The organism is Thiosulfatimonas sediminis, from assembly GCF_011398355.1.
In the GTDB taxonomy this organism is placed as follows: Bacteria; Pseudomonadota; Gammaproteobacteria; order Thiomicrospirales; family Thiomicrospiraceae; genus Thiomicrorhabdus; species Thiomicrorhabdus sediminis_A.
This window is the reverse complement of sequence record NZ_AP021889.1, coordinates 2,126,801-2,152,782: the sequence shown is the minus strand read 5'-3', so window position 1 is coordinate 2,152,782 and position 25,982 is coordinate 2,126,801. Positions and strand designations below refer to the sequence as shown.

General features: G+C 44.4%; 20 protein-coding genes and 2 rRNA genes. 16 read left to right on the top strand and 6 right to left on the bottom strand.

Translation table 11 applies throughout. From position 1 onward, the window contains the following. The first annotated feature begins 362 nt into the window (after nt 1-362). From HRR27_RS10075 to HRR27_RS10025, 11 genes are all read left to right on the top strand, one after another. A 23S ribosomal RNA gene (locus tag HRR27_RS10075) occupies nt 363-3,228 on the top strand. A 200-nt stretch (nt 3,229-3,428) separates the two neighbouring features. Further along, a 5S ribosomal RNA gene (rrf, locus tag HRR27_RS10070) occupies nt 3,429-3,543 on the top strand. Nucleotides 3,544-3,795: 252 nt separating this feature from the next. Beyond that, nucleotides 3,796-5,301 carry an ExeA family protein gene (locus HRR27_RS10065; protein WP_173273430.1) on the top strand — a complete coding sequence of 502 codons (1,506 nt, stop codon included), beginning with the start codon at nt 3,796-3,798 and terminating at the stop codon, nt 5,299-5,301. After that, a complete protein-coding gene (gene mshL, locus HRR27_RS10060; RefSeq protein WP_173273428.1) occupies nt 5,285-6,991 on the top strand; it encodes a pilus (MSHA type) biogenesis protein MshL in 1,707 nt (568 codons plus the stop codon). Before HRR27_RS10065 ends, mshL begins: the two co-directional genes overlap by 17 nt. 18 nt (nt 6,992-7,009) lie before the next feature. Beyond that, complete coding sequence (locus tag HRR27_RS10055) at nt 7,010-8,941, top strand: tetratricopeptide repeat protein (RefSeq protein WP_173273426.1); 1,932 nt, start codon at nt 7,010-7,012, stop codon at nt 8,939-8,941. Next, on the top strand, nt 8,941-10,626 hold the full coding sequence (locus HRR27_RS10050) for a GspE/PulE family protein (protein WP_173273424.1): 1,686 nt from the start codon (nt 8,941-8,943) through the stop codon (nt 10,624-10,626). The genes HRR27_RS10055 and HRR27_RS10050 overlap by 1 nt, the downstream gene beginning before the upstream one ends. Before the next feature lie 10 nt (nt 10,627-10,636). After that, nucleotides 10,637-11,839 carry a type II secretion system F family protein gene (locus HRR27_RS10045; protein WP_173273422.1) on the top strand — a complete coding sequence of 401 codons (1,203 nt, stop codon included), beginning with the start codon at nt 10,637-10,639 and terminating at the stop codon, nt 11,837-11,839. A gap of 1 nt (nt 11,840) precedes the next feature. Further along, nucleotides 11,841-13,409 carry a hypothetical protein gene (locus HRR27_RS10040; protein WP_173273420.1) on the top strand — a complete coding sequence of 523 codons (1,569 nt, stop codon included), beginning with the start codon at nt 11,841-11,843 and terminating at the stop codon, nt 13,407-13,409. Further along, complete coding sequence (locus tag HRR27_RS10035) at nt 13,393-14,070, top strand: hypothetical protein (protein WP_173273418.1); 678 nt, start codon at nt 13,393-13,395, stop codon at nt 14,068-14,070. The genes HRR27_RS10040 and HRR27_RS10035 overlap by 17 nt, the downstream gene beginning before the upstream one ends. A gap of 79 nt (nt 14,071-14,149) precedes the next feature. Further along, nucleotides 14,150-14,941: a hypothetical protein gene (locus tag HRR27_RS10030; RefSeq protein ID WP_173273416.1), complete on the top strand. Its 792-nt coding sequence runs from the start codon at nt 14,150-14,152 to the stop codon at nt 14,939-14,941. After that, nucleotides 14,938-16,377, top strand: coding sequence for a DNA recombination protein RmuC (locus HRR27_RS10025; protein ID WP_173273414.1), 1,440 nt, complete (start codon nt 14,938-14,940; stop codon nt 16,375-16,377). The genes HRR27_RS10030 and HRR27_RS10025 overlap by 4 nt, the downstream gene beginning before the upstream one ends. 6 nt (nt 16,378-16,383) lie before the next feature. On the opposite strand, the gene HRR27_RS10020 is transcribed toward HRR27_RS10025, so the two are convergent. Beyond that, a complete protein-coding gene (locus HRR27_RS10020) occupies nt 16,384-16,842 on the bottom strand; it encodes a GNAT family N-acetyltransferase (RefSeq protein WP_173273412.1) in 459 nt (152 codons plus the stop codon). A gap of 39 nt (nt 16,843-16,881) precedes the next feature. On the opposite strand from HRR27_RS10020, the gene HRR27_RS10015 reads away from it, so the two are divergent. Then, complete coding sequence (locus HRR27_RS10015) at nt 16,882-17,496, top strand: tRNA-uridine aminocarboxypropyltransferase (RefSeq protein WP_173273409.1); 615 nt, start codon at nt 16,882-16,884, stop codon at nt 17,494-17,496. Here the strand turns inward: HRR27_RS10015 and epmB are convergent. After that, nucleotides 17,493-18,440 (bottom strand): EF-P beta-lysylation protein EpmB, encoded by a 948-nt coding sequence (epmB, locus tag HRR27_RS10010; RefSeq protein ID WP_173273406.1) that lies wholly within the window; start codon nt 18,438-18,440, stop codon nt 17,493-17,495. The two genes, HRR27_RS10015 and epmB, sit on opposite strands and share 4 nt — an antisense overlap. A gap of 101 nt (nt 18,441-18,541) precedes the next feature. On the opposite strand from epmB, the gene efp reads away from it, so the two are divergent. From efp to HRR27_RS09990, 4 genes are all read left to right on the top strand, one after another. Beyond that, nucleotides 18,542-19,108: an elongation factor P gene (gene efp, locus HRR27_RS10005; RefSeq protein ID WP_173273403.1), complete on the top strand. Its 567-nt coding sequence runs from the start codon at nt 18,542-18,544 to the stop codon at nt 19,106-19,108. 39 nt (nt 19,109-19,147) lie between these two features. Then, nucleotides 19,148-20,113: an EF-P lysine aminoacylase EpmA gene (epmA, locus tag HRR27_RS10000; protein ID WP_243830903.1), complete on the top strand. Its 966-nt coding sequence runs from the start codon at nt 19,148-19,150 to the stop codon at nt 20,111-20,113. Nucleotides 20,114-20,457: 344 nt separating this feature from the next. Further along, nucleotides 20,458-21,090, top strand: a complete 633-nt coding sequence (locus HRR27_RS09995) for a glutathione S-transferase N-terminal domain-containing protein (protein ID WP_173273397.1) — start codon at nt 20,458-20,460, stop codon at nt 21,088-21,090. After that, nucleotides 21,065-21,550 carry a ClpXP protease specificity-enhancing factor gene (locus tag HRR27_RS09990; RefSeq protein ID WP_243830823.1) on the top strand — a complete coding sequence of 162 codons (486 nt, stop codon included), beginning with the start codon at nt 21,065-21,067 and terminating at the stop codon, nt 21,548-21,550. Before HRR27_RS09995 ends, HRR27_RS09990 begins: the two co-directional genes overlap by 26 nt. Nucleotides 21,551-21,608: 58 nt before the next feature. Here the strand turns inward: HRR27_RS09990 and mvaD are convergent, their stop codons facing one another. Genes mvaD through HRR27_RS09970 form a run of 4 tightly spaced genes read right to left on the bottom strand, consistent with a single transcriptional unit; the run spans nt 21,609 to nt 25,975 of the window. Next, nucleotides 21,609-22,649, bottom strand: coding sequence for a diphosphomevalonate decarboxylase (gene mvaD / locus HRR27_RS09985; protein ID WP_173273395.1), 1,041 nt, complete (start codon nt 22,647-22,649; stop codon nt 21,609-21,611). Between the two features lie 12 nt (nt 22,650-22,661). Beyond that, nucleotides 22,662-23,678: a mevalonate kinase family protein gene (locus HRR27_RS09980; RefSeq protein ID WP_173273392.1), complete on the bottom strand. Its 1,017-nt coding sequence runs from the start codon at nt 23,676-23,678 to the stop codon at nt 22,662-22,664. Between the two features lie 3 nt (nt 23,679-23,681). After that, nucleotides 23,682-24,737: a mevalonate kinase family protein gene (locus HRR27_RS09975; RefSeq protein WP_173273390.1), complete on the bottom strand. Its 1,056-nt coding sequence runs from the start codon at nt 24,735-24,737 to the stop codon at nt 23,682-23,684. A 56-nt stretch (nt 24,738-24,793) separates the two neighbouring features. Further along, nucleotides 24,794-25,975: a hydroxymethylglutaryl-CoA synthase gene (locus tag HRR27_RS09970; protein WP_173273387.1), complete on the bottom strand. Its 1,182-nt coding sequence runs from the start codon at nt 25,973-25,975 to the stop codon at nt 24,794-24,796. Between the last annotated feature and the right edge of the window lie 7 nt (nt 25,976-25,982).

Sequence of the window (25,982 nt, the reverse complement as noted above, 5' to 3'; positions counted from 1 at the left end):
TTGAAGTTGAGAAGAGAATGTTATAATTCCGCTTCTCAGTTGCTCAAAACTGAAGTTCTTTAAAAATTTGGAATAATGTTTGTTATGACAGCCGAATGTCATAATAACGAGATTGAATGATCTCCAATCATTCAATCAATTGCTGGATTGTTAATCGCAAGTTAACAATCGAAAGTAATAGGTAACGCAATACTTAATTGAGAATACTCAAGTGTATTTGTGTCAGCGATGAATCTTAGTCATTGTCAACTTATTAGGCTTTAATTGAAAGACTTTTGGATGGTGCATTATTTTAGCAAGTAATGGATCAGATGAAGAAAGCCCCTGCGACACAAAAGGTTAAGGTTATTTTTGAGTTGTATAGTTAAGTGACTAAGCGTACACGGTGGATGCCTAGGCGGTAGAAGGCGATGAAGGACGTGATAGCCTGCGAAAAGCAACGGTGAGGTGGCAAATACCCTATGACCCGTTGATCTCCGAATGGGAAAACCCATCCTTAATGGATATCCTGCTTGCAGGAAGCTAACCCGGGGAACTGAAACATCTAAGTACCCGGAGGAAAAGAAATCAACCGAGATTCCCTAAGTAGCGGCGAGCGAACGGGGACCAGCCCTTAAGCCATTATTAAGTTAGTAGAATCGTCTGGAAAGTCGAACGATACAGGGTGATAGTCCCGTATACGAAAACTTATTAGTGGTGAAATCGAGTAGGACGGGACACGAGAAATCCTGTTTGAAGACGGGGGGACCACCCTCCAAGGCTAAATACTCTCTACCGACCGATAGTGAACCAGTACCGTGAGGGAAAGGCGAAAAGAACCCCAGAAGGGGAGTGAAATAGAACCTGAAACCGTGTACGTACAAGCAGTGGGAGCCTCCTTGAGGGGTGACTGCGTACCTTTTGTATAATGGGTCAGCGACTTACGTTATGTAGCAAGGTTAACCGAATAGGGGAGCCGTAGGGAAACCGAGTCTTAACTGGGCGAATAGTTGCATGGCGTAGACCCGAAACCGGGCGATCTATCCATGGCCAGGTTGAAGGTGCCGTAACAGGTACTGGAGGACCGAACCCACGTATGTTGAAAAATGCGGGGATGAGCTGTGGATCGGAGTGAAAGGCTAATCAAGCTCGGAGATAGCTGGTTCTCCTCGAAAACTATTTAGGTAGTGCCTCATGTCTTACTGTTGGGGGTAGAGCACTGTTATGGTCTAGCGGTCCGTCAAGGATTAGCAGCCCATTGCAAACTCCGAATACCAACAAGTACAATCATGGGAGACAGACTGCGGGTGCTAACGTCCGTTGTCAAGAGGGAAACAACCCAGACCGCCAGCTAAGGTCCCTAAACACTGCTCAGTGGGAAAGGATGTGGGAAGGCTCAGACAGTCAGGAGGTTGGCTTAGAAGCAGCCACCCTTTAAAGAAAGCGTAATAGCTCACTGATCGAGTCGGCCTGCGCCGAAGATTTAACGGGGCTAAGCAGTGTACCGAAGCTGCGGATGCACATAGTGCATGGTAGAGGAGCGTTCTGTAAGCCTGCGAAGGGGCATTGTAAAGTGTCCTGGAGGTATCAGAAGTGCGAATGCTGACATAAGTAGCGATAAAGGGTGTGAAAAGCACCCTCGCCGAAAGACCAAGGTTTCCTACGCAACGTTAATCGACGTAGGGTTAGTCGGCCCCTAAGGCGAGGCAGAAATGCGTAGTCGATGGGAAGTAGGTTAATATTCCTACACTTTTTGTAACTGCGATGGAGGGACGGAGAAGGCTATGCCAGCCTGGCGATGGTTGTCCAGGTTCAAGGTTGTAGGCATGTATCTTAGGCAAATCCGGGATACTTTATGCTGAGAACTGATAACGAGCTCTATTTTGAGCGAAGTGGTTGATGCCATGCTTCCAAGAAAATCTTCTAAGCTTCAGGTTACAAAAAACCGTACCCCAAACCAACACAGGTGGTCAGGATGAGAATTCCAAGGCGCTTGAGAGAACTCGGGTGAAGGAACTAGGCAAAATAACACCGTAACTTCGGGAGAAGGTGTGCCCCTGCGGGTGACGAGACTTGCTCTCTGAGCTAGTGGGGGTTGCAGAGACCAGGTGGCTGCAACTGTTTACTAAAAACATAGCACTGTGCAAAATCGAAAGATGACGTATACGGTGTGACGCCTGCCCGGTGCCGGAAGGTTAATTGATGGGGTTAGCGCAAGCGAAGCTCTTGATCGAAGCCCCGGTAAACGGCGGCCGTAACTATAACGGTCCTAAGGTAGCGAAATTCCTTGTCGGGTAAGTTCCGACCTGCACGAATGGCGTAATGATGGCCACACTGTCTCCACCCGAGACTCAGCGAAATTGAACTCGCAGTTAAGATGCTGCGTACCCGCGGCTAGACGGAAAGACCCCGTGAACCTTTACTACAGCTTTGCACTGGACTTTGACCTTACTTGTGTAGGATAGGTGGGAGGCTATGAAACGATGACGCCAGTTGTCGTGGAGCCGTCCTTGAAATACCACCCTGGTAATGTTGAGGTTCTAACCTCGGGCAGTGAATCCTGCTCAGGGACAGTGTATGGTGGGTAGTTTGACTGGGGCGGTCTCCTCCTAAAGTGTAACGGAGGAGCGCGAAGTTACCCTCAGCACGGTCGGACATCGTGCAATGAGCGCAAGAGTATAAGGGTGATTGACTGCGAGACTGACACGTCGAGCAGGTACGAAAGTAGGTTCTAGTGATCCGGTGGTTCTGTGTGGAAGGGCCATCGCTCAACGGATAAAAGGTACTCCGGGGATAACAGGCTGATACCGCCCAAGAGTTCATATCGACGGCGGTGTTTGGCACCTCGATGTCGGCTCATCACATCCTGGGGCTGAAGTCGGTCCCAAGGGTATGGCTGTTCGCCATTTAAAGTGGTACGCGAGCTGGGTTTAGAACGTCGTGAGACAGTTCGGTCCCTATCTGCCGTGGGCGTTGGAGAATTGAGATGGGCTGCTCCTAGTACGAGAGGACCGGAGTGGACGAACCGCTGGTGTTCCAGTTGTCATGCCAATGGCATTGCTGGGTAGCTATGTTCGGAAAGGATAACCGCTGAAAGCATCTAAGCGGGAAACCTGCATCAAGATGAGTTCTCCCTAGACTTTAAGTCTTCTGAAGGGCCGTTGGAGACTACGACGTTGATAGGCAAGGTGTGGAAGTGCAGTAATGTATGAAGCTAACTTGTACTAATTACCCGTGAGGCTTAACTATACAACTCAAAAGTAACTTTTGTCGTGCGAACGAGAGAGTGAAGATGAGGGCTAAGATTTAGAGATGGCATAAATACCTTGAGTGTTTAAGGTTAAGTAAGTTACCCCTATTAAAAACAGCAATTGCAAAACATTATTTCAAACCTATTTGCCGTGTTGGCGAGCGTGAAACAAAGCGACCCAGCACAGCACACCGAATTGCTTGGTGACAATAGCGAGATGGACCCACCTGATCCCATACCGAACTCAGAAGTGAAACGTTTCAGCGCCGATGGTAGTGTGGGAGTTCCCATGTGAGAGTAGGTCATCGCCAAGCTTATATCCTAAAAACCGCTGACTCCTTCCGAGCAGCGGTTTTTTTTTGCCTAAAAATTGTTTGTTTTACGGTCAAAATTTAGAATGCCAACTGGGATTGTCAATTACGCAGCAAGTGATGTGCTGTAATGAGATGGTATTCTTATTCGTTTTTCAATAAAAAATGTTTGCTAAATGTTTGTTGAACGATTTACTTTGTTTAAGTTGGGTAAAACCATTAGTATAACGTCTAATGGAATTATGGATTTATAGTATGTATCGTCCTTATTTTGGCTTAACACAACTTCCTTTTAAAACAACCCCTGAATTGGACATGTTCTACCGCGAAGGTTCTCGTGAGGAAATTTTACAAGCTTTGGAGTATACGGTTGTTCGTGGTGACGGTATTTTAAAGGTGGTTGGTGAGGTTGGTTGTGGTAAAACCATGATTCTGCGCCTGTTAGCTAGCGAGCTTTCCGATGAATTTAAATTGGTTTATGTTAATTCGCCCAATTTATCTGCCAAGGATATGTTGTTGTTTATTTGTACTGAGCTCGGTTTGGTTGTCGATGAGGGGATGCAAAAGTTTACTTTAATTAACCAATTGCAGAAGAAGTTGTTTGAACTCCATTCGCAGGGGAAAAAAGTGGTGATGCTGATTGATGAAGCTCAGGCTATGACTATGGATGGACTGGAGGAGATTCGTTTATTGAGTAATCTTGAAACGGATCGTGATAAATTGTTGCAAATAGTTTTATTTGGTCAGCCAGAGTTAGATAAAGCTTTAGAACATCCAAATATTCGTCAACTTAAAAGTAGAATCACTTACAGTATTTATATTCCACCCTTATCAATTGCCGATGTTCATTCTTATTTGAATTTCAGAATGCGTAAAAGTGGTTATTCAGGAATCGATGTATTTAATTTTGCCGCAGCAAAAAGAATTCATAAGCTAACTGGAGGTTATCCCCGCGATATTAATGTTTTGGCAGATAAGTTATTAATGGCGGTTTTTAGTCAACAGGATAAGCTGGTGCAGCGTAAACATTTTGTCGCGATGGAATCCGGCGTTGCAAAAAGTGCCATCTTAGTTCCGATAAGCGCGATTCTATTGCTTTTTGTGCTCGGTGCTGCGGGAGTGGTTTATTTTGTATTTGCTGAGAAAATGGATGATTATGTGCCTACAGTGGGTGTAAAGCAAACTCAAAATCAAGCAACCATTACCTCAAAAAATGATGTCGATGAAGATATTATTGTCTCAAGCGATTATACTGACGTAAATAATTTTGACCATCCGATGTCAAAGATAAATGAGTTAGATAAAAAGTTGACTGATGATCTTGTTGCTACCGCGGATTTCAGTCAACCGCAAATGCAATTAGAGCGTTTAACTCAGCAGTATTTACACAGTTCTCAGAAAATCATCGATACTTTAAGTGCTACTGGCTACAGTATCCAGTTGGCGACCATTACTCTCGATAGCCACCAAAGTCTTCAACAAGAATTTGCTAGGTATGGGATCGCAAATCAAGATGTTGTTTACATTCTTGATTATAAGAAAGGGAATACGTCTTCTGAGGCTGGTTTTCTGCGATTGAAAGTTTATTTAGGGCAGGAAAAAACGTATTCTCAAGCCAAAACTAGGCTGCAAAATCTTCCGGAGCGTTTACAGCGTTCAAAACCGTTTATCGTCTCTTTTAATACGATAAGAAAAGAATTTAACCTAGCGCTTCAGTTCGTAAATCATACAAGTGGTGGATCCTATGTCACAGAGTCCTAATAAATTTCAAAAGCTAGTTTTGACGTCTTCAATTTTAGCCTTACTTTCGATTACTGGCTGTGAAAGCTCGGCTGTCAAGCGAGATCCTCCTGCGCCGCCAGTTTCAGAAGCTTTTCTACCTAAAGGACATTTGGAATCCCCACAAACAGCGGCTGATAAACAGCCCGAGATGAGTTCGATTCCAAGTATTGCTAGTGGCCCTTCGACTGAGCTCCCGCCACTTGATTTATTGCAAAAAGACCTTTATTCAATCACTGCGGTAAAAGTTCCTATTACCGAGTTGTTGTTTCAGATTTCCCAAGATTCAGGCAAGGAAATTGATATCTTTAACGGTGTTGAAGGTAATGTGACGATCAATGCCATCAATCAGCCTTTGGATTCGATCTTAGATCGTATGGCTGAACAGGCTAATTTTGTATTTGAAATGCGCGATAACATTATAAAAATTCGCCCAGATGTCCCAGAATGGCGTAATTACACAGTGGATTATGTCAACATATCAAAAAAATCGATTGATACGATTGATATGAAAATGAATGTTTCTTCCACGGTTGAGGGTGCGTCTTCGCAAACTGGCAAAGGCAGTTCATCACAAGTTACAGTCTCCTCAGCGCACGATTTTTGGCAACAATTGGATAATAACATTCAGAAGTTAGCACAACTCGATCCGTATTCAGTTTCCGATGAAGTCGCTAAAACGGAGAAAGGCACAAATCAAAACGCGACGCAAGGGCAGTCGCAAAATACCGTCATTAATCCTGAGGCCGGTATTATTTCTGTCTTTACAACTGATAAAAAGCATCGTGCGATTAAAAAGTATATTAAACAGGTCACCAATCGCGCAGAGAAACAAGTCTTGATTGAGGCGACCGTCGTCGAGGTTGTGTTGAATGATCAATACCAAGCGGGTATTGATTGGTCGATGATTAATCGCAGCGCTTTTGGTTCCAATGGGGGGATTAGTTTCGCTTCTCCGTTTGCTGGCCCAAGTGAAGGGTTTGCAATTGGCACCGTGAATCCTCTTGGTCAGCCAGGTTCGATTGCCGCGGGAAGTTGGAATATTTTGGCTAATGTTGCTCTACTCAAGCAGTTTGGTGATTCGAAAGTACTTTCTAGCCCTAAAATTATGGCGATTAACAACCAAACGGCTCTGTTAAAAGTGGTTAATAACTTGGTGTATTTTACAATTGAGGTAAATACTACTTCAGCGACTACCACGGCAGCAGGGCAAATTACTTATGAGACAGAAGTGCAAACAGTACCTGTTGGTTTTACCATGAGTGTCACTCCATTTGTTAGCGATAATGGTTCGGTTACTTTAAATGTTCGCCCTACGTTGTCGCGTTTGGTTGGACAGGTTGCTGACCCTAATCCGGCTCTGCAAAATGCAAATGTTCAAAGTTTAATTCCGATTATTCAGGAAAAAGAGATGTCTTCTGTACTGCGTTTGCAAGATCGTCAAGTTGCGATTATTGGTGGTTTGATTGAAGACAGTAACAGTAATAATAAGTCTGGATTGCCTGGTGTCGGTGATGTTCCCTATTTCGGTGACCTGTTCTCTATGCGAGATGAGCAAGCTAAAAAAAGTGAATTGGTTATTTTTATCCGCCCTGTCATTATCGATAACCCAGATGTTTACAATGGTGATTTACAATCGGTCAGTCAATTTTTAAAAACTCAAAGTATGTAATTGGGTTGAGGTGCTGAAGTGAGTGTTTTATTAGAAGCTTTAAAAAAAGCCGCTGAAGAAAAAAATAAAAAGGCGGCTCTTTCTGAAAACGATTCTTCAGAAAACGCTTTATCTCAGCAATCCATTGAGCCGATTGCCAAAGATGGCACTTCAACAGTAATGCCTTCCGCTCTGAGTACGCTAAATCTCAAAACCAATCCCACCTCGTTAAGTTCTAGTGGTTTAGATTTAGATGAAATTGTTGAGGAACCCGTCAATACGGTGGTGTCGGTGCCTTTGACAAAACAAGTTTCTGGCTCCGATGAACTGCCTGAGTTCAAAGAGGCGTCGGTGCCGACAAGTAAGTTATCTTTTTCTTTACCAACCGAAGAATTTGTAACGAGTGAGCAACTTCTTCCACGGCGCGCGGCGAAAATTGAGCCGCTCGATGTTCCAATTATTCCAGATGTTCCGGAGCAGTTTGCCGATCTAGAAAAACAGGGCACTGCGGCACGTGCTACAGAGACCCAGACAAATCATTCTATTCAACTCAAAACGTCTTCTAATCACGTTGTTACTCCAAATCTACAGGCTCCAGCGAATAATGGCCCTGTTGATAACACCTCTGAATCTGGGAAAGCCGAGACTAATGAGAGTTTTGGCTGGAGCTTAGAAAAACTACCGGCTTATTCGAACGACGCCATAGAGGAATCGAGTGAAGTTACGGACGCCAAGAATGTAACAACGGATGAAAAGACGAACAATCGCTCTAAATTAGACAAAGGTGCATTAGCCAATAACAGCGTGTTGACCAAGAATAAACACAGTAAACCCTACACGGCTAAACACTTTTTCCTGAAAAATCAAAAAGTCGTTGTAGGTTTTGTTTCACTTACCGTTTTTACTTTAATTGGTGCCTATTCCGCATATTATTACCAAGTCGAAAATCACCGATTAGAGGCCAGCTTCGAGCGTTACAAGATTAATCCGATTATGGTTGAACTACCAAAATCTAGTCCTGCCGTGATATCAGAAACACGGGTGGCTGAACTTGATTTAGCCCCTCGCGAAGGCATTGATCAAGGGCAAATCCCTATGGCTTCAGTGAGCGAGAATCCTGAAATTCGCGCCGAATCGCAAGTGAATGAATCGCCGATGGTGGAATCTGCTCAGACAAGTTTGCCGGCCAAATCGGTCGCGCCAATTGCTATTAGTCCCTCTTCGCAACAAGCTAAGCCGACTGCTAAAGCGATAACCGAACCCAAGGTAAAACCACTGAAAACAAATGAGAATGCCTTGGTTTTAACAACCGATATTTCCACGGTGATTCAGCCTAAGCGTCAAACGATAAATGCTCAAATAAGTAAGTCAAGAGCCTTAACGGCAGAGCAGTTACAGTTAGCTGATGCTTACCAGCAGTATCAAAATCAAGAGTGGCAGGCCGCGCAGGAGCTGTTCGCGAAAGTGTTGGCAATCAACCCAAGTAATCACAAGGCGATGCTCGGTTTAGCCGCAACGGAGAATTATTTAGGGCAACCGGGTAAGGCGCTCGCGACTTATCAGAATGTGTTAAAAATTCAACCAGGCAATACTTATGCATTGGAAGCGATTGCGGAGATTGCCAATGCGACTGCATCTCCGAGTGAAGAATGGATAAAGCAATTAAGCGATATGACAGAGAAATATCCTCAGTCTGCGGTATTGCAGAACGCCTTAGGTAATGCGTTGGCTAAACAGAATAATTGGTTTAAAGCTCAGCAGTATTATTTTAATGCGGTGTCACTTAAAGACACAGAGGCAAATTTTTTAATGAACCTCGCGGTCAGCCTAGACCATTTGGGTAAGTATCAATCGGCGGAAGAATATTACACAAAGGCATTAGTTTATGCGCCAAATAGTGCAATGCTTGATCAGAATGCGATTAAGCAGCGTCTGTTGGTGTTACGGCAATTCAGGAAGAATGATTCATAATGCAATACCCAGAAAGAATTGGTGAACGCTTAATTCGAGATGGCTACATTACCCGAGACCAGCTCAATATTGCCCTGACTGAGCATAAAAGAAACGGTCAAAAATTAGGCGAAACACTTGTCGGCATGGGTTTTATTAGTGTCGATATTTTGCGCGAAGTGGTTGGATCTTATGGCGGTTTTACTGCGATGAGTTTGAAAGACGTTGTGCCAGATCCACGCGCAATTTCGTTAGTTTCTGAAACCTTTGCACATAATTACACCTTGATGCCGATCAGTTTGGCCGAGAATGTACTCAAAGTTGGGATGTCTAATCCCGGCGATATCATGGTGTTAGATAAGTTGCGTCGGCATTTGCAACGCAGCGATATTCGCATTGAACCGGTGCTTGTTGTTGAGGCAGAGATTCAGCACGCGATTGATAATTACTATGGTTATGAGTTATCGATTGAAGGCATCCTAAAAGAGCTTGAAACTGGTCAGGTGGATTTCTCTGCTGGCGCGAATCAAAGTGAATATTCACAACCGATGGTGCGCTTGGTTGATAACCTCTTAACGGATGCAGTCAAACGTAACGCTTCGGATATTCACTTTGAACCGGAAGAAGACTATATCCGCATTCGTTATCGTATTGATGGGGTATTACAAGAGATTCGCCTGCTTCATAAAATGTTTTGGTCGGGATTGGTTGTGCGCTTGAAAGTCCTCTCTAATCTTGATTTGACTGAACAGCGTTTACCACAAGACGGGCGAATGACTCTAGTTGTACAAGGGCGGCGTATTGATTTTCGTGTATCGTCACTGCCTTGTACGCATGGTGAAAATTTTGTTTTACGTATTCTTGATCGTGAAAAAGGCATAGTTCCGTTGGAAAATTTGGGCTTGGCTGAGGAGGCTTATCACGATTTAAAGTTGATGATTGCTCGTCCCACGGGAATCTTCTTAGTAACGGGGCCGACCGGTTCGGGTAAAACGACGACGTTGTATTCGATTCTCAATGAATTGAATGATATGGGGGTTAATATTATGACCCTTGAAGACCCGGTAGAATATCCAATGTCATTAATCCGCCAAACACCGGTAAATGAAGAGATTGGTATGGATTTCGCCGCTGGTATTCGTTCTTTGTTACGTCAAGATCCAGATATTATTCTGATCGGTGAGATTCGTGATGGCGAAACGGCAGAAATGGCGCTACGCGCTGCGATGACGGGTCATCAGGTATTTGCGACTTTGCACACTAACTCTGCTATTGGCGCTATTCCACGTTTATTGGACATTGGTGTTTCACGCTCGATTCTGTCGGGCAATATTATTGGAATTGTCGCGCAACGACTGGTGAGAAAACTCTGTGTGCATTGTAAAGAAGCGTATCAGCCAGAGAATTTTGAAAAAAAATTATTGAATATTCCGATGGATCAAGACGTCACGCTATTTCGCTCAAAAGGATGTCCAAAGTGCAATAATTTTGGTTACAAAGGCCGTTTGGCTCTGCTGGAAACGATGCGTTTTAACAGTGAAATGGATGAGTTGTTGTTAGAAGGCGCATCGCAACATACTATTTTAAGTAAAGCCAAAGAGAAAGGTTTTATCGATATGGCACACGCAGGGATTAACTGGGTGATTAAAGGGCAGACAACATTGGACGAGGTTAGCCGAGTGGTTGACTTGACCGAACTTCTGTAAGGATTGATGTATGCAAAACTACAACTACACAGGAATTAACCAGTTCGGTAAACGTGTTAGCGGTGTGATGCCTGCGAATAATGTTCATGAATTAGAAAAAAAACTTAAAAAATCACAAATTGATTTGCTTAATTCTAAAGAGCAAAGTAAAGGGTTGTCTTTATCGCTTGGTAGCAAGATTAAAAAACGCGATATCATCACCATCACATTTCAGCTTGAGCAGATGCTTGAAGCGGGCGTCCCATTGATGGAAGTTCTCGAGGATATGAAAGACACCTTTGAAAACGATGCAGTCAAAGAGATGCTGGCTAATATTTACGAATCAATGGAAGGCGGCAGAACCTTTTCGGAATCTTTAGAAGGGTTTGAAAAAGAGTTTGGTCAGGTCTACATTTCATTGGTTTCTGTGGGCGAGAAAACCGGTAAATTGGAAGACATTTTGCGTGACCTCGGTAACATGATGAAATGGGAAGATGAACTTGCTTCCAAAGCTAAGAAAGTGATGATTTATCCCGCAATCGTAGCGACAGTTGTGGTGGCTGTGGTCATTTTGATGATGTTATTTGTCGTGCCTGAATTGCTTGGCTTTATTACTTCGATGGGAGGGGAAATCGGTTTTGCCACGGTCGCGCTGATAGCCACTTCAGGGTTTATCCAAAACTACATTCTCGAACTCATGATTGCTCCAGTTCTTTTTGTGATTGTTATTAAATGGTGGCGGCGTAACTCCCCAGAATTTAAGTTAAAGTCGGATGAATGGAGTTTACGAACGCCCATTATTGGAGAGGTCTTACATAAGTTAAAACTCGCTCGAGTCGCTAACTCCTTATCGGTTATGTATGGCGCAGGTGTGAGTTTTCCTGACAGCTTGCGCATGGCCAGCTTGACTTCTGGAAATAAATACCTTGAAACCAATTTAGTGACTGCGGTGACGATGATTGAAGACGGTAAAGAAATTTGGGTTTCTTTTCGTGACTCCAATGCTTTTCCGATGATGGCAGTGCGTATGATAAAGTCCGGTGAACTGACCGGTAAAATGGATGTCGCACTCAAAAATGTCAGTTACTTTTATGACCGTGAAGCCAAAGAACTGATTGAAAAAATCGAGCCTGCAATTGAACCAATTTTGACCGTTATCATGGGCTTTGTTGTTGGCTGGGTTATGATTGCTGTATTGGGTCCAATTTACGACACCATCGCTCAGGTACAATAATATGCAATATGTTTTTTATGTAACAGAAACCGGTTTTCGTGCTTATAAAAGTCCAAGGAAAGCGGACGAACTTATTGAGCAGTTTGCTTGGGATGATATTGCGCAAATCGAACTGTTTATCAGCAAACTGCAGACAAGCGCGTCAGTTATGATTGTGCTTGATTTGGTGGACGAAGATCTATTCTTTGAATGGGTACCTAAAGTCATGCCATGGGAGAAATCGGCACTCTTAAAACGTCGTAAAGAGCGTTTGGTTTCCGACAAAATTGCGCTCAGCGAAGTGCATTCAACCAATCAGTTTCGCAAATCCGCTGAGGGGCGTAAAGAAGAGCTTATACTTTCTGCAACGATTAGCGATGCGTTTAAATTGACGCGTTTTTTAGATAATCTTGAAGCTGCCCAGATATTGATAAAAGGGATTTATTCCAAACCGCTGTTGTTAACACAATATTACCGTCAAGTCGTGCGACCTCTTCTTGGATTGACAAAGGACCAAGAAAATCTACCCTTCTTAATTATATCTCGCCAATCGAAGCTTGATTATCGTCAAACCTTCTTCTACGAAGGGGAAATGCGCCTTAGTCGCCCAGTGGAAATTGAAGCGGATGATTTTGAAGTTAGTTCTATCCATAAGGCGCTTTTGGAAGAGACCAAACTGGCTCTTACTTATGTCTATAATCAAAAAATTATCCCGTCGAATGCGCCAATTGGTTTAGTTTTTTTAGAGGAAGATGCCGCTGTTTTATCCAATATCGAAGAAGACTGTCGTGCTAATGGCATTATTCGCGCAAATTGGTCGGACAAAGAATTTTATTTCGCAGCACATACTTTTAGAGAGTTTTCGGACGCTAGCCAATATTGCATCGAAGAACAAGGCTGTTACTCTGAGCAATCAATAGTCGATTTCTTATTCAGAAACCAAGTTAAAGGGTTTTATTCCACCGACTACATTACCCGTTTACGCACTTTCCAAGTCGCACGCAAAGGGTTATACGGTTTTAACTTGGCGCTTTTAGCTGGCGGTTTAGCGTTTGTTTTGGTTAACAGTGTGGATAACTTTGTCAACTGGCAAAAACTTGGCTTGTTGGATGAAAATATCGCAGCGCATCAGAAAGAGAAGCAGCGTTTAACTGAGCTGGTTAAGTTACAAGATGATGCTCAGCAAATAAAAGCATCAGTCGAATTTTCCGAAGCTGTGCTGAATCTACGGGTTAAACGGTTAATTGGTTTCAATATTCAGGGTTTTAGTGAAACCGTAAATCGACATCCAAATATTCAATTAAGTACTTTGGATTGGCGCAATGTCGGTCCTTTAGACAGTATGCAGCATGAATTAACGCTGAACGGTTGGGTTTTCCCTTTTTACGATACCTATAAAAATCCTGTTGCTTGGGTAGATGCGTTGGTTAAAGATTTACAAAAGCTAGACGGTATTGAGAGTGTTTCGCTCGATAAAGAGCCGCTTAATCGTGAATTAAAACAAGCCGTAAGAATCAATACCGATCAAGGCGAGGTGCTCGCTTTGCCGTTTAGTATCAGCTTGAGGTTAAAAGATGGCCAGTCTAAATAACATAGTACAAGACCCGTTTTTTAAACGATTTTTCCGAAATTTACTGATTTTTACTGTACTGGTTTCCGCTGCTATTGGCGGTGCTTGGTATGGTTTTCAAGAACTTAGCAAAGATCTTGCTGCGAAAGCCAAACCAAAAGAGGCCAAATTGAACCAGCTGAAAAGTGAAGTGGATTTTTTGGTCCGACAAGTCGAACTTTATCAGCAGTACGGGGATAAATATGCAGAGTTAATGAAAAAAGGTTTGGTTAAGCAGCAAGATCGTGTTTTTTGGGCGGATAATTTGATTCGTTTAAAACAGGGATATTTAATGCCCAAATTTAGTTTTGAATTTTTACCTGAAAAACCACTGAGTTCTGCTCAATTCCAAAAGATTAAAGTTCCGCAGCAGATGTTTTACTTTAGTCGCATCAAGCTCAATATGGAGCTGCAACATGAAGAAGACCTATTACGTTTATTTGAGTCGATTAATGAACGAATTTCGCCGTTGTATTTAATCGAGTCCTGCGACAATAAATTACGTGAAAACAACTATCAAGTGAGTGCTAACTTTAATTTGACCCAAGGAAATGTGATCGCCAGCTGTACCGTTGTCGTGTTCCATACGCACATCAATTTAGGTCAAAAACCGGATGAAAAAGTGGTTACAAGTAAACCCTAAAAAGGCTAGTTTTCAAGTTGAATCATTCCTGCTTCAGCACGTTTTTTCAGAATTAAGCAACCCTGTAAAGGGGAATATTATGAATAGAAATACTTACCTATTGACTTTGATCGCCGCTTTTTTGCCGATAACAGCGCCCTTGTGCGCCGGGCCGACAGAGACGGCGAATGCTTTGATCGATTCCGCTCGTGAAGTCAATCAAACAACGATTGTTTTGGAACGTGGTGCTGATGGTCGCTTGACGGTTCGTCCTACTGAGGACAAGTCAGATGTAAAAGCCGAAACGCCAAGTGTGCCGCCAAAAAGTACTCGTGGGACAGGCGTTATCACGGGTAATGAGGTGTTAAATAAGCCGCTTAATTTGCAAACTATTCTCTTAGATAAGCCCACACGTGAAAAAATTGATCGACAGCGTGCTGCTTACATCAACCCACCTATTGTGCAAGAGGTGGAGAAAATTCCTCCGCCTCCGCCGCCAGTGACTGGCACAGGTGTGGCCAATAAAAATGTTAAACCTAAGAAAAAGCCGATTTATCTGCCTTATAAATTAGCGGTTTCAGCCGTGGTGATAAAGCCGGATGGGAGTTCCTTAGTACGGGTGAATGGCAAATATAATCAAACCAATTCCAAACATATCACCATTAACTCTTCCCATACATCCTCTAAAGGTGTAGCGTTTGAAGTGATTGATAAAGAGCAGATTGTGCCTGTCGGCAGTACGTTGCTACCACGCCAATCTAAAGTGTTGCCCACTTATCAGATGGTACAAAATGAAAAAATTAAGGCCAAACAAAAAGCGTTACCGAAAACCAAAGAGACTGTCGCACAAGACACGCTAGAGCAAGTGAAGATATTGACCAATAACCGATGAGTAACGATTTGAATCCTTTTTTTTGGCCTGCATTATTGACTGCAGGCTTTTTCATTTTTAGCACTTTTTATTTGTATTTGCGTTTACGTAATCAGCAGCAAATACTGAGTCAGTATGAACTTAGTTTGCAAAATGCTCAGCAAAGCCAAGTGGCTTTAGAGAATGAAGTAAGGCTTTTGCATATTAAGCTGAGCGAATTTGCCGATTATCACGGTCAAGCGATTCAACTAGAAAAGCAATTGCACACTGCTCAGCAGCAACTGCTTGATTGGCAACATAAATTTGATCATCAGCAGGCGTTATTAAGCCAAACGCAGGCCAAATTGGCCAGTCTAGAGACTGCTTTGCAGTTATCTGAACAAAATGCAGCAGATAAGCTGGCCTTTCAGCAGCAGGCAAAACAGCAGTTGGAAAGTGAGTTCAAAAATTTAGCAACACAGATTTTTGAACACAAAAAGCAAGAATTTTCCCAGTTAAATCGGGATTCGGTCCACGCATTATTACAGCCGATGCAGCTTTCTATGGAGCAATTTAAACAGCGTATTGAAACCACGCATAAAGAGTCTTTGGAAGGGCGAGCTAGTTTGCAACAGCAGCTTAAACAGCTACAAGAGCTAAATTCCCAGATGAGTGAAGAAGCCAAAAACTTAACGCATGCTTTAAAAGGGGATAGTAAGGTCCAAGGTAACTGGGGGGAGTTAGTTCTTGAGCGTTTACTTGAACGTTCTGGTCTGCGCGAAGGCTTTGAATTTGCACGCGAGAAAAGCTTTCAACAACCCGATGGTTCACGCTTGCGTCCCGATGTCGTGTTAAATTTACCGGATAATAAGCATGTAATTATTGATTCAAAAGTGTCGTTAAAGGACTACGAAGCCAGTTTGAATACCAATGACAGTGTTCAGCAAAACCGAGCCTTAAAAAATCATCTACAAAGTTTGCGCAAACACATTGATATGTTGTCAATAAAGCGATACGAGCATTTGGCGTTACTCAATGCGCCGGATTTTGTCTTAATGTTTATTCCCGTTGAAGGTGCTTATTTATTGGCGATTGAGCAGGATGCCAGTATTTTTGAAGACGCATTTGATAAGCGTGTGGCAGTGGTCACACCGACGACATTATTCACCAGCTTAAAGACCATTGAGCAGCTCTGGCGTTATGAACGGCAGAGTGAAAATACGGTTAAATTGGTGCAGCGCGCTGCCGAGGTGCATGATAAGTTTGTTGGTTTTATTGAAAGTTTTGAAAAAATCGGCAAGCAGCTTGAGACTGCACAAGGCACCTATCAGCAAGCGCGGGCGCGTTTAACGCAAGGCAACGGTAATCTTATTCGCCAAGCGGAAATGCTTAAAGAGCTGGCCGGAAAAACTAAAAAAGAGTTGCCGCAACATCTGGTGCGAGAAGCGGATGGTCAAGGGTTATTGAATAATGACTAAAATCAATTAGGTACCAAGTTTTAGCCGCATTAAGCGCCAGTTTTTACCTTCTGCTTGAGCTTGCTGAAAACGCATAGCGAGGCTGGCGGGTAAATCACTTATCAGACAGTCTTCATAATCGAGTGTGCGATAAAGTTGCTCTAAATGTGCCAAAGGAAAGCAAAAAATGGTGGCACTTTGTTGCTGAGCACAAAGGCGTTGGTGGATTTGTTTTAGCAGTTTTAAAGCGACTCCTTGACGTCGAAAAGCGGGACTGACAAATAGGCCGCGTAACCAATAGCTTTTGGGCTCTATCGGTACCAATCGTGCATAGCCAATGACGCTATCTTTGTGCATACTCACAAAAATAGCGTCAGCACGTTGCCAGTTTTTTTGTTGCGCCGATTTAACGAAGTGTTTCACTTTAAAGAGTAAAACGGCATCGGTTGTGGCATTGATTTCAAAATGCTGAATCTGCTTTGTCACGAGTTTAATTCCATTACTAACTGATTTTGATTGTATTTCATGCCTAGAGAATTGTGCTTAGATTGCCATCGACCGTTAAAAAGTTGCTGGTGTCACTGCCGCCAGCCTATCGCAAATCGCGTTGAGATTGGTGTTTTACAACACCCAAGCGAACAAAAGCAAGTTAAGTCTAGCGTTCCGTTATTACTGGCCTGTTTACAGAAACAGCATGCTTGGATTGGCGAACAGCTGGAAGATGCTCAGCCATTAAAGCCATCAACTTCCAGTTTGGTGGATTGGCTGGATAAGGGAATACCGACTTATTTGCTCTATCCTACAACAGAAAATGATTTGGTCGAAGTCGCTACTGTCGCAACGCTTGCTGAACAACCGCAACCGATACAGATTTTGGTATTGGATGGTACTTGGCGTAAAACGTATAAATTATTGCAACTTAATCCGCGCTTAGCAGAGCTTCCTCGGATTCAATTAGCACCGCAGCAAGCCTCTAAATATCGTATTCGCAAGCAAAAAAATGCACTTAGTTTATCGACCTTAGAGGCGGTTGGGCAGCTTTTGACGCAACTGGAAAAGGCGCCACAAATTGCGGAAGATTTAGAGCGAGCATTTGATTGTTTTCAAAGTGCCATTTTCAGTTATCCATTACGTCCTTAAAGCGGTGTTTTATAGGGCTCTCCTGCGATTTCTCGGACGAGTTTAGGCACTAAATAGCCAGGCAAGCTAGCGCGAAGTGCTTGGTGTAATTGCAAGGCTTCTTGGTTGCTTACTTCAAAATGTATTGCACCTTGGACTTTATCCAATTGATGTAAATAGTAAGGCAAAACGCCTTGTGCAAACAGTTTATGGCTTAAGGCGTTCAGTGCTTCCAAAGAATCGTTCACTGCTTTGAGCAGAACACTCTGGTTAAGTAATGTGATATTCGCTTGTCGGTAAATTTGAAACAAGTGAGCGCTTTCGGGACTGAGTTCATTTGCATGATTGCAATGCACGACGATGACAAGATTTAAGCGGCTGCGTTTGACCCATTCTAGCCACTGAGTTTGTGCCGCCTGTTGAGGCGCGACAACCGGCGTGCGGCTGTGAATACGTAGTGTGCGGATATGATCAATCTCTTCGATTTGTTGGCTCAGTTTAAGCAGTGCAGCTTCGCTTAGACTCATCGGATCGCCGCCGCTTAGAATCACTTCATGCAGGCTGTTGTCTGCTGCGATGGTTTGCAGTGCGGCTTGCCAGTGGCGTTGATTGGCATGCGCCTCATATGGAAAATGACGGCGAAAACAGTAGCGGCAGTGAATATCACATTTCGGGCTGGCAATCAGCAAAACGCGTCCGTGATATTTATGAATGAGTGACGGTTGTGGGTTGTTTTGAAAATCGCCAACAGGATCACTGACAAAATCTGGCGCGGTAATTAACTCATCCGGTACTGGTAAAATTTGCTTTAACAGCGGGTCATGAGGATTGTTTGGTGTGATACGCGTAATAAAATGCTGCGGCGCTTTATAGGCAAACGCCGGTTGCCGTATGGACGTTATCCGGTGCGTATTTAGTCCCAAGTGCGCCAATAATTCGGCGCTGGAACGAACAGAATCAGACATTGTGTTCTCAATTCGATGGATGAAAAAGGGGTTATTTTAAACCTAAGTGGTTTTTTGGTAAAATGCGCGCAATTTTTAGAAACTTGTTTGAGGCAAATCTTATGGCGACAGTAAGCACGAATGAATTTAAAAACGGTTTAAAGTTTTTAATGGATGGGCAGCCTTGTAGCATTGTCGAAAACACTATTGTTCAACCGGGCAAAGGGCAGGCTTTTAACCGCGTAAAATACCGAAATTTGATGACTGGCCGTGTTTTGGAAAAAACCTTTAAATCGGGTGAAAAAGTCGACGCAGCAGACGTGCACGAAACCGGTTTGCAATATCTATACAACGACGGTGAATTTTGGCATTTTATGGACGAAGTCACATTTGACCAATACCAAGCCAGCGCAGCAGCGATTGGAGACATGGCCAAATGGTTGGTTGAGCAAGATCATTGTGTGGTGACGCTGTTTAATGGTGATCCGATTTCGGTTACGCCACCCAAGCAAGTCGTGCTGGAAATTGTGGAAACCGATCCGGGATTAAAAGGGGACACTGCCGACTCTACGGGCAAACCGGCAACCCTTTCAACGGGGGCGGTGGTCAAGGTTCCTTTATTTGTTCAACAGGGTGAAAAAGTGATTGTGAACACCGAAAAAGGTGAATATGTATCGCGTGCTAAATAAGTTAAAGCTAAATAAGTTAAATAAGCGGAACACGTGAATATGATGACACGCCGTGAACGGCTTCAACAGCGCTCGCAGTTTTTGCAACAACTGCGGGCGTTTTTTTATGCTCGCGATTGTTTGGAAGTGGATACACCTTTGTTGTCGCAAGGTGCTACGCCGGATGTGCATTTACGTTCTTTAAGCAGTTGGGTGCAAGTGCCAGGTTATGCAGAAAAACGTCGTTATTATTGGCAGACATCGCCTGAATATCCGATGAAACGCCTGCTTTGTGAAGGCTCAGGAGATATTTTTTATCTTGGTAAGGTTTTTCGCGATGGGGATTTAAGCCCGCGTCATCAAATCGAGTTTACCTTGTTGGAATGGTATCGGCTGGACTTTTCTTTGACGCAGCTGATTACCGAAGTGGTCGAACTCATCAATCACATACTGCCACAGACGCGAACGGTTGAGTATTTGAGTTACGCACAAGCATTTGCGCAATTTTGCGGCATTACCGATATTTTTACGGCCAGCGCAGCGCAGTGCCGCGTGGCTTTAGAGCAATCTGGCGCTCCAGAGGTTGTTGGCGTGGCGCCAGAGGATAAGGTGTTGTGGGAGCAGCTGCTACTCACTGAGGTCATCGAGCCGCAGCTTGGTAATGGCGTTATTACCGTGTTGAGCGATTTTCCTGCACGCGATGCTGCTTTGGCGAAAATTCATCCTGAGAACCCGCTGTTAGCGCAGCGTTTTGAAGTGTTTGTTGATGCGATGGAGTTGGCGAATGGCTACGATGAATTAGCCGATGCGGTGCTTTATCGACAGCGTTTTAACGAAAGTTTGCAGCAGCGCGCCGCGCAACAATTGGCTGGGGTGCCACTGGATGAACATCTTTTGCAGACCCTTGCGGATTATCCTTTGCCAGCCTGTTCCGGTGTTGCATTGGGTGCAGATCGCTTATTGATGCTGGCTTTGGGGGCACAACGAATTGACGAGGTAATTTGTTTTGGTGTTGAGCAAGCTTAGGGGCTTGACAAGGTGTTGTATAATATCTCAATTCGTTTTGCATTTCCGATTGCGAAGAACTAGGGTCTGTTGAAAATTCAGAGTTTGGTTCTGTTGTGGCTGAATATTTTTAGCGCAGCCAAACGAAAGACTCGATGCTCTAAAGTACAAAGTCGAGAGAAATGCCAATGTAAAACCTAAGGAAGTATTGAATAAGTTTGAATGGCTTTAGCTATGCATGATAGAGGCAAGCCTAGAATTGACGCTTTGCAGCACCTCGCTGAAGTCAATGATAACTTATTGCGGTGTCGCCCTAATTATGGATGTTCAACAGACCCCGAGTGGCTGTTTTAAGGAGTAGATTAATGACTGATGTACCAGTAACGAAACGTTCACAGATGGTATTATTTTCCGATTCAAAAAGCCCGAGTTGTCACCGTGTGCGTTTGGTTGCGAAAGAAAAAGACATTCCGATGGATATTATCGAAGTGTTTGTGGACAGTCTGCCGGAAGACCTGTTGGAATTGAATCCTTATGGTACTTTGCCGACTTTGGTGGATCGTGATCTGGTGTTGTACGATCCACAAGTCATTATCGAATATTTAGATGAGCGTTTCCCGCATCCGCCGTTAATGTCGGTGGATCCGATTTCTAAAGCGCGTGCGCGTCAAATGTTGCGTCAAATTGAAACAGAATGGTATCCGTTGGTTGAAGCCATTACCCATTCGGAAGACGAAAAAGTGGTTAAAGCGGCACGTCGTGATTTGCAAGAACGTTTGATTCAGATGATTCCAGCCTTCCAGCATAAAGATTTCTTTATGAGTGATGATTATTCTTTAGTGGATATTTCGATGTCGGTACTGTTATGGCGTCTACCTTATCTAGGGATTGATTTGCCAAAGAGTGCTAAGCCAATTATCGACTATTCTGAAAAAGTGCTGCAACGTGAAATGTTTGCGGAAAGTTTGTCTGATGACGAACTGGACATGCGAGATTAAACGGATGATTTCTAATCGCCCTTACTTAATTCGCGCGATTTATGACTGGATTGTCGATAACGGATGGACGCCGCATTTTCAGTTGGATGCTAACTATCCAGGGGTCATGGTGCCGCGTCAATTTGTGCAGGAAGGCATGATTGTCCTTAACGCTTCTCCAACGGCCGTTTTGGGATTAGAGATGGGCAATTCGGCCATTGGCTTTTCGGCACGCTTTCAGGGAGAAGAACAGAATATTGTTTTTCCACCGGAAGCGGTTTTGGCGGTGTTTGCTCGTGAAAATGGCCAAGGAATGCCATTTCCACCGGAACCTTATCCGGAAGAGTTTCTACAAGCTGAACTTGATGAGGCGTCAAGCGGTTTAAAAGCCGTTACGCCAAGCAAGACCTCGCCAGGGGTGAAAAAAGCGCGTAAAGACAGCAAAGATAAAAAACGTGCGAATTTGTCCGTGGTGAAATAAACACCACGTCTTGATTTGAGATTTAAAGCCCGGAGTGCTATGAAGCGCTTCGGGTTTTTTATTGTCTCTGAAAAGGCAAAATAAACTCGACCGGTGTTGACTGTTCGGCAAAGGCCTGTTGGACGATGGCTTGGTCTTGCGTTTGCAGAATCAGTTTTAAATTAGGGCCTGCATCCATGGTGAAATAAACGGCTACGCCTTGCTCACGTAAGCGCCACACAATTTGCATTGCGGCGATGGATTCCGGTTGCCAGTATACAATTGGCGGCCATGTCGCAATCATGGTTGCGTGCATACTTAACGCATTGTGCTCAGCGGTTTTTGCCAAAGTATGAAAGTCTTGCTGAATAATCGCTTGAGTGATGGTTTCCAAATCACGTTGTGCTTGCGGTGGCCAGCTTTGGTAAAGATCACAGGTTTCAACGGTTTGCTGCATTCCAAGCGTTGAGCCAACTGCTTTTTCTTGAGTATTCACCTTGACTAGCCCGATGCAAAATTCCGGCCAGACAGAATCGACTGACTCAGCAAAGCTATCCATGCCGTCAGGGCGTTCGCCTTTGTGCCATAAAGCAAAGCCGTCAAACAGAGAACGGCTCGCGCTGCCACTGCCTAAACGGGCCAAAAGCGACAGTTCGGTTTTCGCTAATTGCCAGCCAAATAGGTCGTCTAGAGCGACAACTAAAGCGGCGTAACCGGATGCAGATGATGCTAAGCCAGCAGCGGTTGGTACCGAATTCTGAGTCACTACGCGAAACGCTGGACAAGCGGCGCTGCGGAAAAAATCCAAGAATTGACTGAGCCGCTTAGCAAAAACTACGGAATGGTCGAGTACTTGGCCATTTAATTCGATCTGATCTTGTTGGCCGCCAAACGGTTGCACGGTGGTCTCGGTGCCTAATCCAGGAAGACTAATCGATACGCTGCCGTTCATCGGTAAGTTCAGAACGCTGTCGCGCTTGCCCCAATATTTACTTAAGGCAATGTTGACCGGTGCCTTACCAAATCCGTGAGGTTGACTTGGTTCAAGTGGCGCTGGATTTAGGCTTTTAGCCAGTAGTTGTTGGATAAATGTGTGCTTTCGTTGTTGGCTTGAGTTCATACGGTTAATGGCCTAATGGCTTTCGGTTAAAGAGTGAATATGCGTACCAAGTGGACTAATCGGTAGCTGAATTTGTTGGTAGTTACACAGGATTTCGGATTCCGCACAGTATTCGGTGAGCGCGTTGCTGACTTGCTGTGGACGGTGTTTTGAGTAGACTTCGCCTATCGCGAGAACGCAATCGCCCAGCCCTGAACCGGAGATTTTCGTCGCCCAAACTAACGGGCAGGCACGTAATTGCTCGACCAGAAAATCCAGTGTTATATCGCTGACCCCTAATGTTTCCAGCAGGCATTGGTAGTGCCGAAAGCTGTCATAAAATATGGGTAAGTTTTGGTTGCTTAAAGCTTGATGCGCGGTTTTTGTTATTGCGCCCATCTGTTGGTAAAGGGACTGTAAAGCTTCAGGTTGGGTTTGCCAGTGTTCTGCGACACTGGCTAAGACTTCGGCGGTAGGGGTTTTATAGCCGCAGTAGACCAATAAAATATCCATGTTAATTGATAAAACGTCGATTTTTAGTCGCTGGTCTGCCGTGGGCGGTTGAAAGTACACAACCCCACCGAACAGCGCGGCCGCTAAATCAGTGGCTGAGCCGCGTCCCTGAATGTCCACAATAATCGCTTTGCCAATCTCCCACAGCTCAAATTTGGAGTAGTGTGCGTCGGTGATGTGATTGAGGCCAACCAGTGTGGCCGCCAAAACGGCCGCAGAACTGCCTAGCCCGATAGTTGCAGAGAATTGGCTTTTTACCCTGAGTTCCCAGCCATGGTTTTGGGCTAGCAATTGCGTTTGAAAAGCTTTGCAGGCTTGGCCGATAAATTGCAGTTTTGGATGGCACTCCAGTGCGCTTAGCGTTGTGCTTTGTTGAGCCAAGCTGGAGAAGATAAGGAGGGCTTGGTCATCACGCGCTTGCCACTCTATTTCTATCCACTGGTCGAGCGCGCAGGCCAATGCAGGATAGCCATAAACAACGCTATGCTCACCAAGTAACATGCTGTTGGCCGGTGCTTTTGAAATAAACTTTGGCATGCTTTAAGTCCCCTGAGTGGAATCGTACAGTGACAATGCCAGAAGTTTATAGCCCATCTCGTGGCATAATTTTGTCGGCGCATGGTAGCCAAAATAGATTACCACACCTGCCGCATCGCCACTCACCGAACCGGCGCCGCATACTTTGGCGCAGGCGAATGGTGGTTCTAACTGATTCAGGCGTTTTATCAGCGCTTGAACCTTAGTCGGCACCACACCAATGTGTTCCAATAGCTGTTGGTTTTGGCGAATGCCCGCCGTAAATTCGTTCACTGTTTGCGCTTGCCACGCGTGTTTAATCTGTCGTACCACTTTGGTGAAGTTTTGCCACAAAGCGTTATCATCGGCAAAGTTTTGCTGGACCTGCTTAACACAATCGGCCGTCGAACTTTGCGCTTCGCCAGTATCAATAAGCCATGCGGGTAGCGGAAAGAGCTTCAATCCAAGCCGATGAATCGAATTGGGCGCATGAAATTCGATAACGTCTTTGGCGAGTAAAGTCGCTGGATCAAGGCCGCTAGAACGCCCATGCTGATAGTTTTCGATGGTGCTGGCTAACTTCAGTAGCTGCGCCTCTTTGAGGGGGAGAGCCAGTTGTGCTGCAGCCGCTTTGAGCGTGGCCAAAATGACCGCTGCAGAGCTTCCCATCCCACGTTTAAGCCAGTTTTCAGAATGGATTCGGATGTGCCATAGACCTTCAGTTAGAGGATGCCAACGATTCAGTTGCGCCATGCATACAATAATTAATTGTGTCGGGTCGAGCAAAATGGCATTTTTGGTTGCGCTGCTGGGCTGATGAAATTCACTAAAGCGCAGCTCTATTTCTAGCATCTGGTCTTGCCATTGGCGAGAGGTATAACGGCGAATATGTTGTAGGTCAGGCAAGTCAATCAGTAGTTCGCAACCGTGACCGATGGGCAAGGCCTGCCATTCAATTTTGCAGAGCGTTGGGAGATTTATTGCTACGCTTAAGGCCGGGGAGCCATATAAAACCGCGTGTTCGCCGCACAGAATCAGCTTACTGGGAACTTGGCATTGGACGCTTTTGGTTGAACTCATGCGAAAAACCTAATGCTGAAATGGCAGGTGCAACAGCACACTGCCGGATGATGCGCTTAAAGTGCGTTGGATGGTGTTTGTTGTGTGTACAGGCGTTTATCTTGCTCGATTCCGCAGAAACGAAAACGTCCTTTATTTAATTGCGGAAGCGCTAAGTCTGATTGGGCGTAATCGGTCTTGTAGTAAAAATCGATGTAGGTTGGGTAATCCAACTCCGTACGCTGTGCAATCTGTTGGCGATGACTTTCACTCATCAGAACTGTTTGGTAACCCGGTTGGATAACCCCTGTAAAAAACTCAGCAACACAGCCAGACCCATAACTAAAAAAGCTAATGCGTTTATTGTCTAAGCGATCTTTGACATTATCCAAGAGAGAGATAAAACCGACGAACAGTGATGCACTGTAACTGTTGCCGATAATTCGATTGTAAATTTGGCTAGGTAACGTCTTTGCATCGGCTTGTGCTTTATCCAGTTGCGAGTTTACTTTTTTCAGTAGCGTTTGGTGCGCTTTATCGGCCATTTTAGTGAACGGAATGTGATAACAGAAGTAGTCAATATCTTCAAACACACGGCCGGTTTGCTCGGTAAAATGTTCCCAAGTGTGCTTAAGGCTACTTAAATAAACCTTGGTGGAGTATTTGCCGTCAACCAACGCGGTATTTCGGTGGTTTGGTCGCCAAAAATCCATGACGTCATCAGTGAAATAACCTGAGCCAGGCTCGATTTCCAAAATACGTGGATTTTGTGTAATTAACATTGCCACCGCGCCGCACCCTTGAGTTGCTTCGCCGGATGAATCTTGGTCATATTTGGCAATGTCAGCAGCAATTACCAAGATTTTTTCTTGGGGATTGACTTTGACTAACGCAGTGGCCATTTGTAGACCGGCGGCACCTGCGTAGCAGGCGTGTTTTAACTCAATCATCCGACAACGGCTTGGTAGATTTAACAGCTTATGTAAAAACACCCCTGCCGATTTTGATTGGTCGATGCCCGTTTCGGTGGCAAACATTACCGCGGTAATTTGCGCGCGGTCAATCTGTTGTAGAATCGGCTCGACTGCTTTAGCAGCCAAAGAGACAATGTCTTCATCCGGTGGTGCGATGGACATCTTTTCTTGGCCGATACCGACATAGTATTTATTCACATCAATGCCTTTTTCTTGGGCAAATGTATCCATGCCTAGAAAATAGTCTGATGTTGCAAAATGAATTAAATCAATACCAACTTTCATAATATCC

What these genes read in the sequence shown, in the direction of transcription:
- HRR27_RS10065 (WP_173273430.1), top strand. Translation starts at nt 3,796, where the DNA reads ATGTATCGTCCTTATTTTGGCTTAACACAACTTCCTTTTAAAACAACC.
- mshL (WP_173273428.1), top strand. Translation starts at nt 5,285, where the DNA reads ATGTCACAGAGTCCTAATAAATTTCAAAAGCTAGTTTTGACGTCTTCA.
- HRR27_RS10050 (WP_173273424.1), top strand. Translation starts at nt 8,941, where the DNA reads ATGCAATACCCAGAAAGAATTGGTGAACGCTTAATTCGAGATGGCTAC.
- HRR27_RS10045 (WP_173273422.1), top strand. Translation starts at nt 10,637, where the DNA reads ATGCAAAACTACAACTACACAGGAATTAACCAGTTCGGTAAACGTGTT.
- HRR27_RS10040 (WP_173273420.1), top strand. Translation starts at nt 11,841, where the DNA reads ATGCAATATGTTTTTTATGTAACAGAAACCGGTTTTCGTGCTTATAAA.
- HRR27_RS10035 (WP_173273418.1), top strand. Translation starts at nt 13,393, where the DNA reads ATGGCCAGTCTAAATAACATAGTACAAGACCCGTTTTTTAAACGATTT.
- HRR27_RS10030 (WP_173273416.1), top strand. Translation starts at nt 14,150, where the DNA reads ATGAATAGAAATACTTACCTATTGACTTTGATCGCCGCTTTTTTGCCG.
- HRR27_RS10025 (WP_173273414.1), top strand. Translation starts at nt 14,938, where the DNA reads ATGAGTAACGATTTGAATCCTTTTTTTTGGCCTGCATTATTGACTGCA.
- HRR27_RS10015 (WP_173273409.1), top strand. Translation starts at nt 16,882, where the DNA reads ATGCCTAGAGAATTGTGCTTAGATTGCCATCGACCGTTAAAAAGTTGC.
- epmB (WP_173273406.1), bottom strand. Translation starts at nt 18,440, where the DNA reads ATGTCTGATTCTGTTCGTTCCAGCGCCGAATTATTGGCGCACTTGGGA.
- efp (WP_173273403.1), top strand. Translation starts at nt 18,542, where the DNA reads ATGGCGACAGTAAGCACGAATGAATTTAAAAACGGTTTAAAGTTTTTA.
- epmA (WP_243830903.1), top strand. Translation starts at nt 19,148, where the DNA reads ATGATGACACGCCGTGAACGGCTTCAACAGCGCTCGCAGTTTTTGCAA.
- HRR27_RS09995 (WP_173273397.1), top strand. Translation starts at nt 20,458, where the DNA reads ATGACTGATGTACCAGTAACGAAACGTTCACAGATGGTATTATTTTCC.
- HRR27_RS09990 (WP_243830823.1), top strand. Translation starts at nt 21,065, where the DNA reads ATGACGAACTGGACATGCGAGATTAAACGGATGATTTCTAATCGCCCT.
- mvaD (WP_173273395.1), bottom strand. Translation starts at nt 22,649, where the DNA reads ATGAACTCAAGCCAACAACGAAAGCACACATTTATCCAACAACTACTG.
- HRR27_RS09980 (WP_173273392.1), bottom strand. Translation starts at nt 23,678, where the DNA reads ATGCCAAAGTTTATTTCAAAAGCACCGGCCAACAGCATGTTACTTGGT.
- HRR27_RS09975 (WP_173273390.1), bottom strand. Translation starts at nt 24,737, where the DNA reads ATGAGTTCAACCAAAAGCGTCCAATGCCAAGTTCCCAGTAAGCTGATT.
- HRR27_RS09970 (WP_173273387.1), bottom strand. Translation starts at nt 25,975, where the DNA reads ATGAAAGTTGGTATTGATTTAATTCATTTTGCAACATCAGACTATTTT.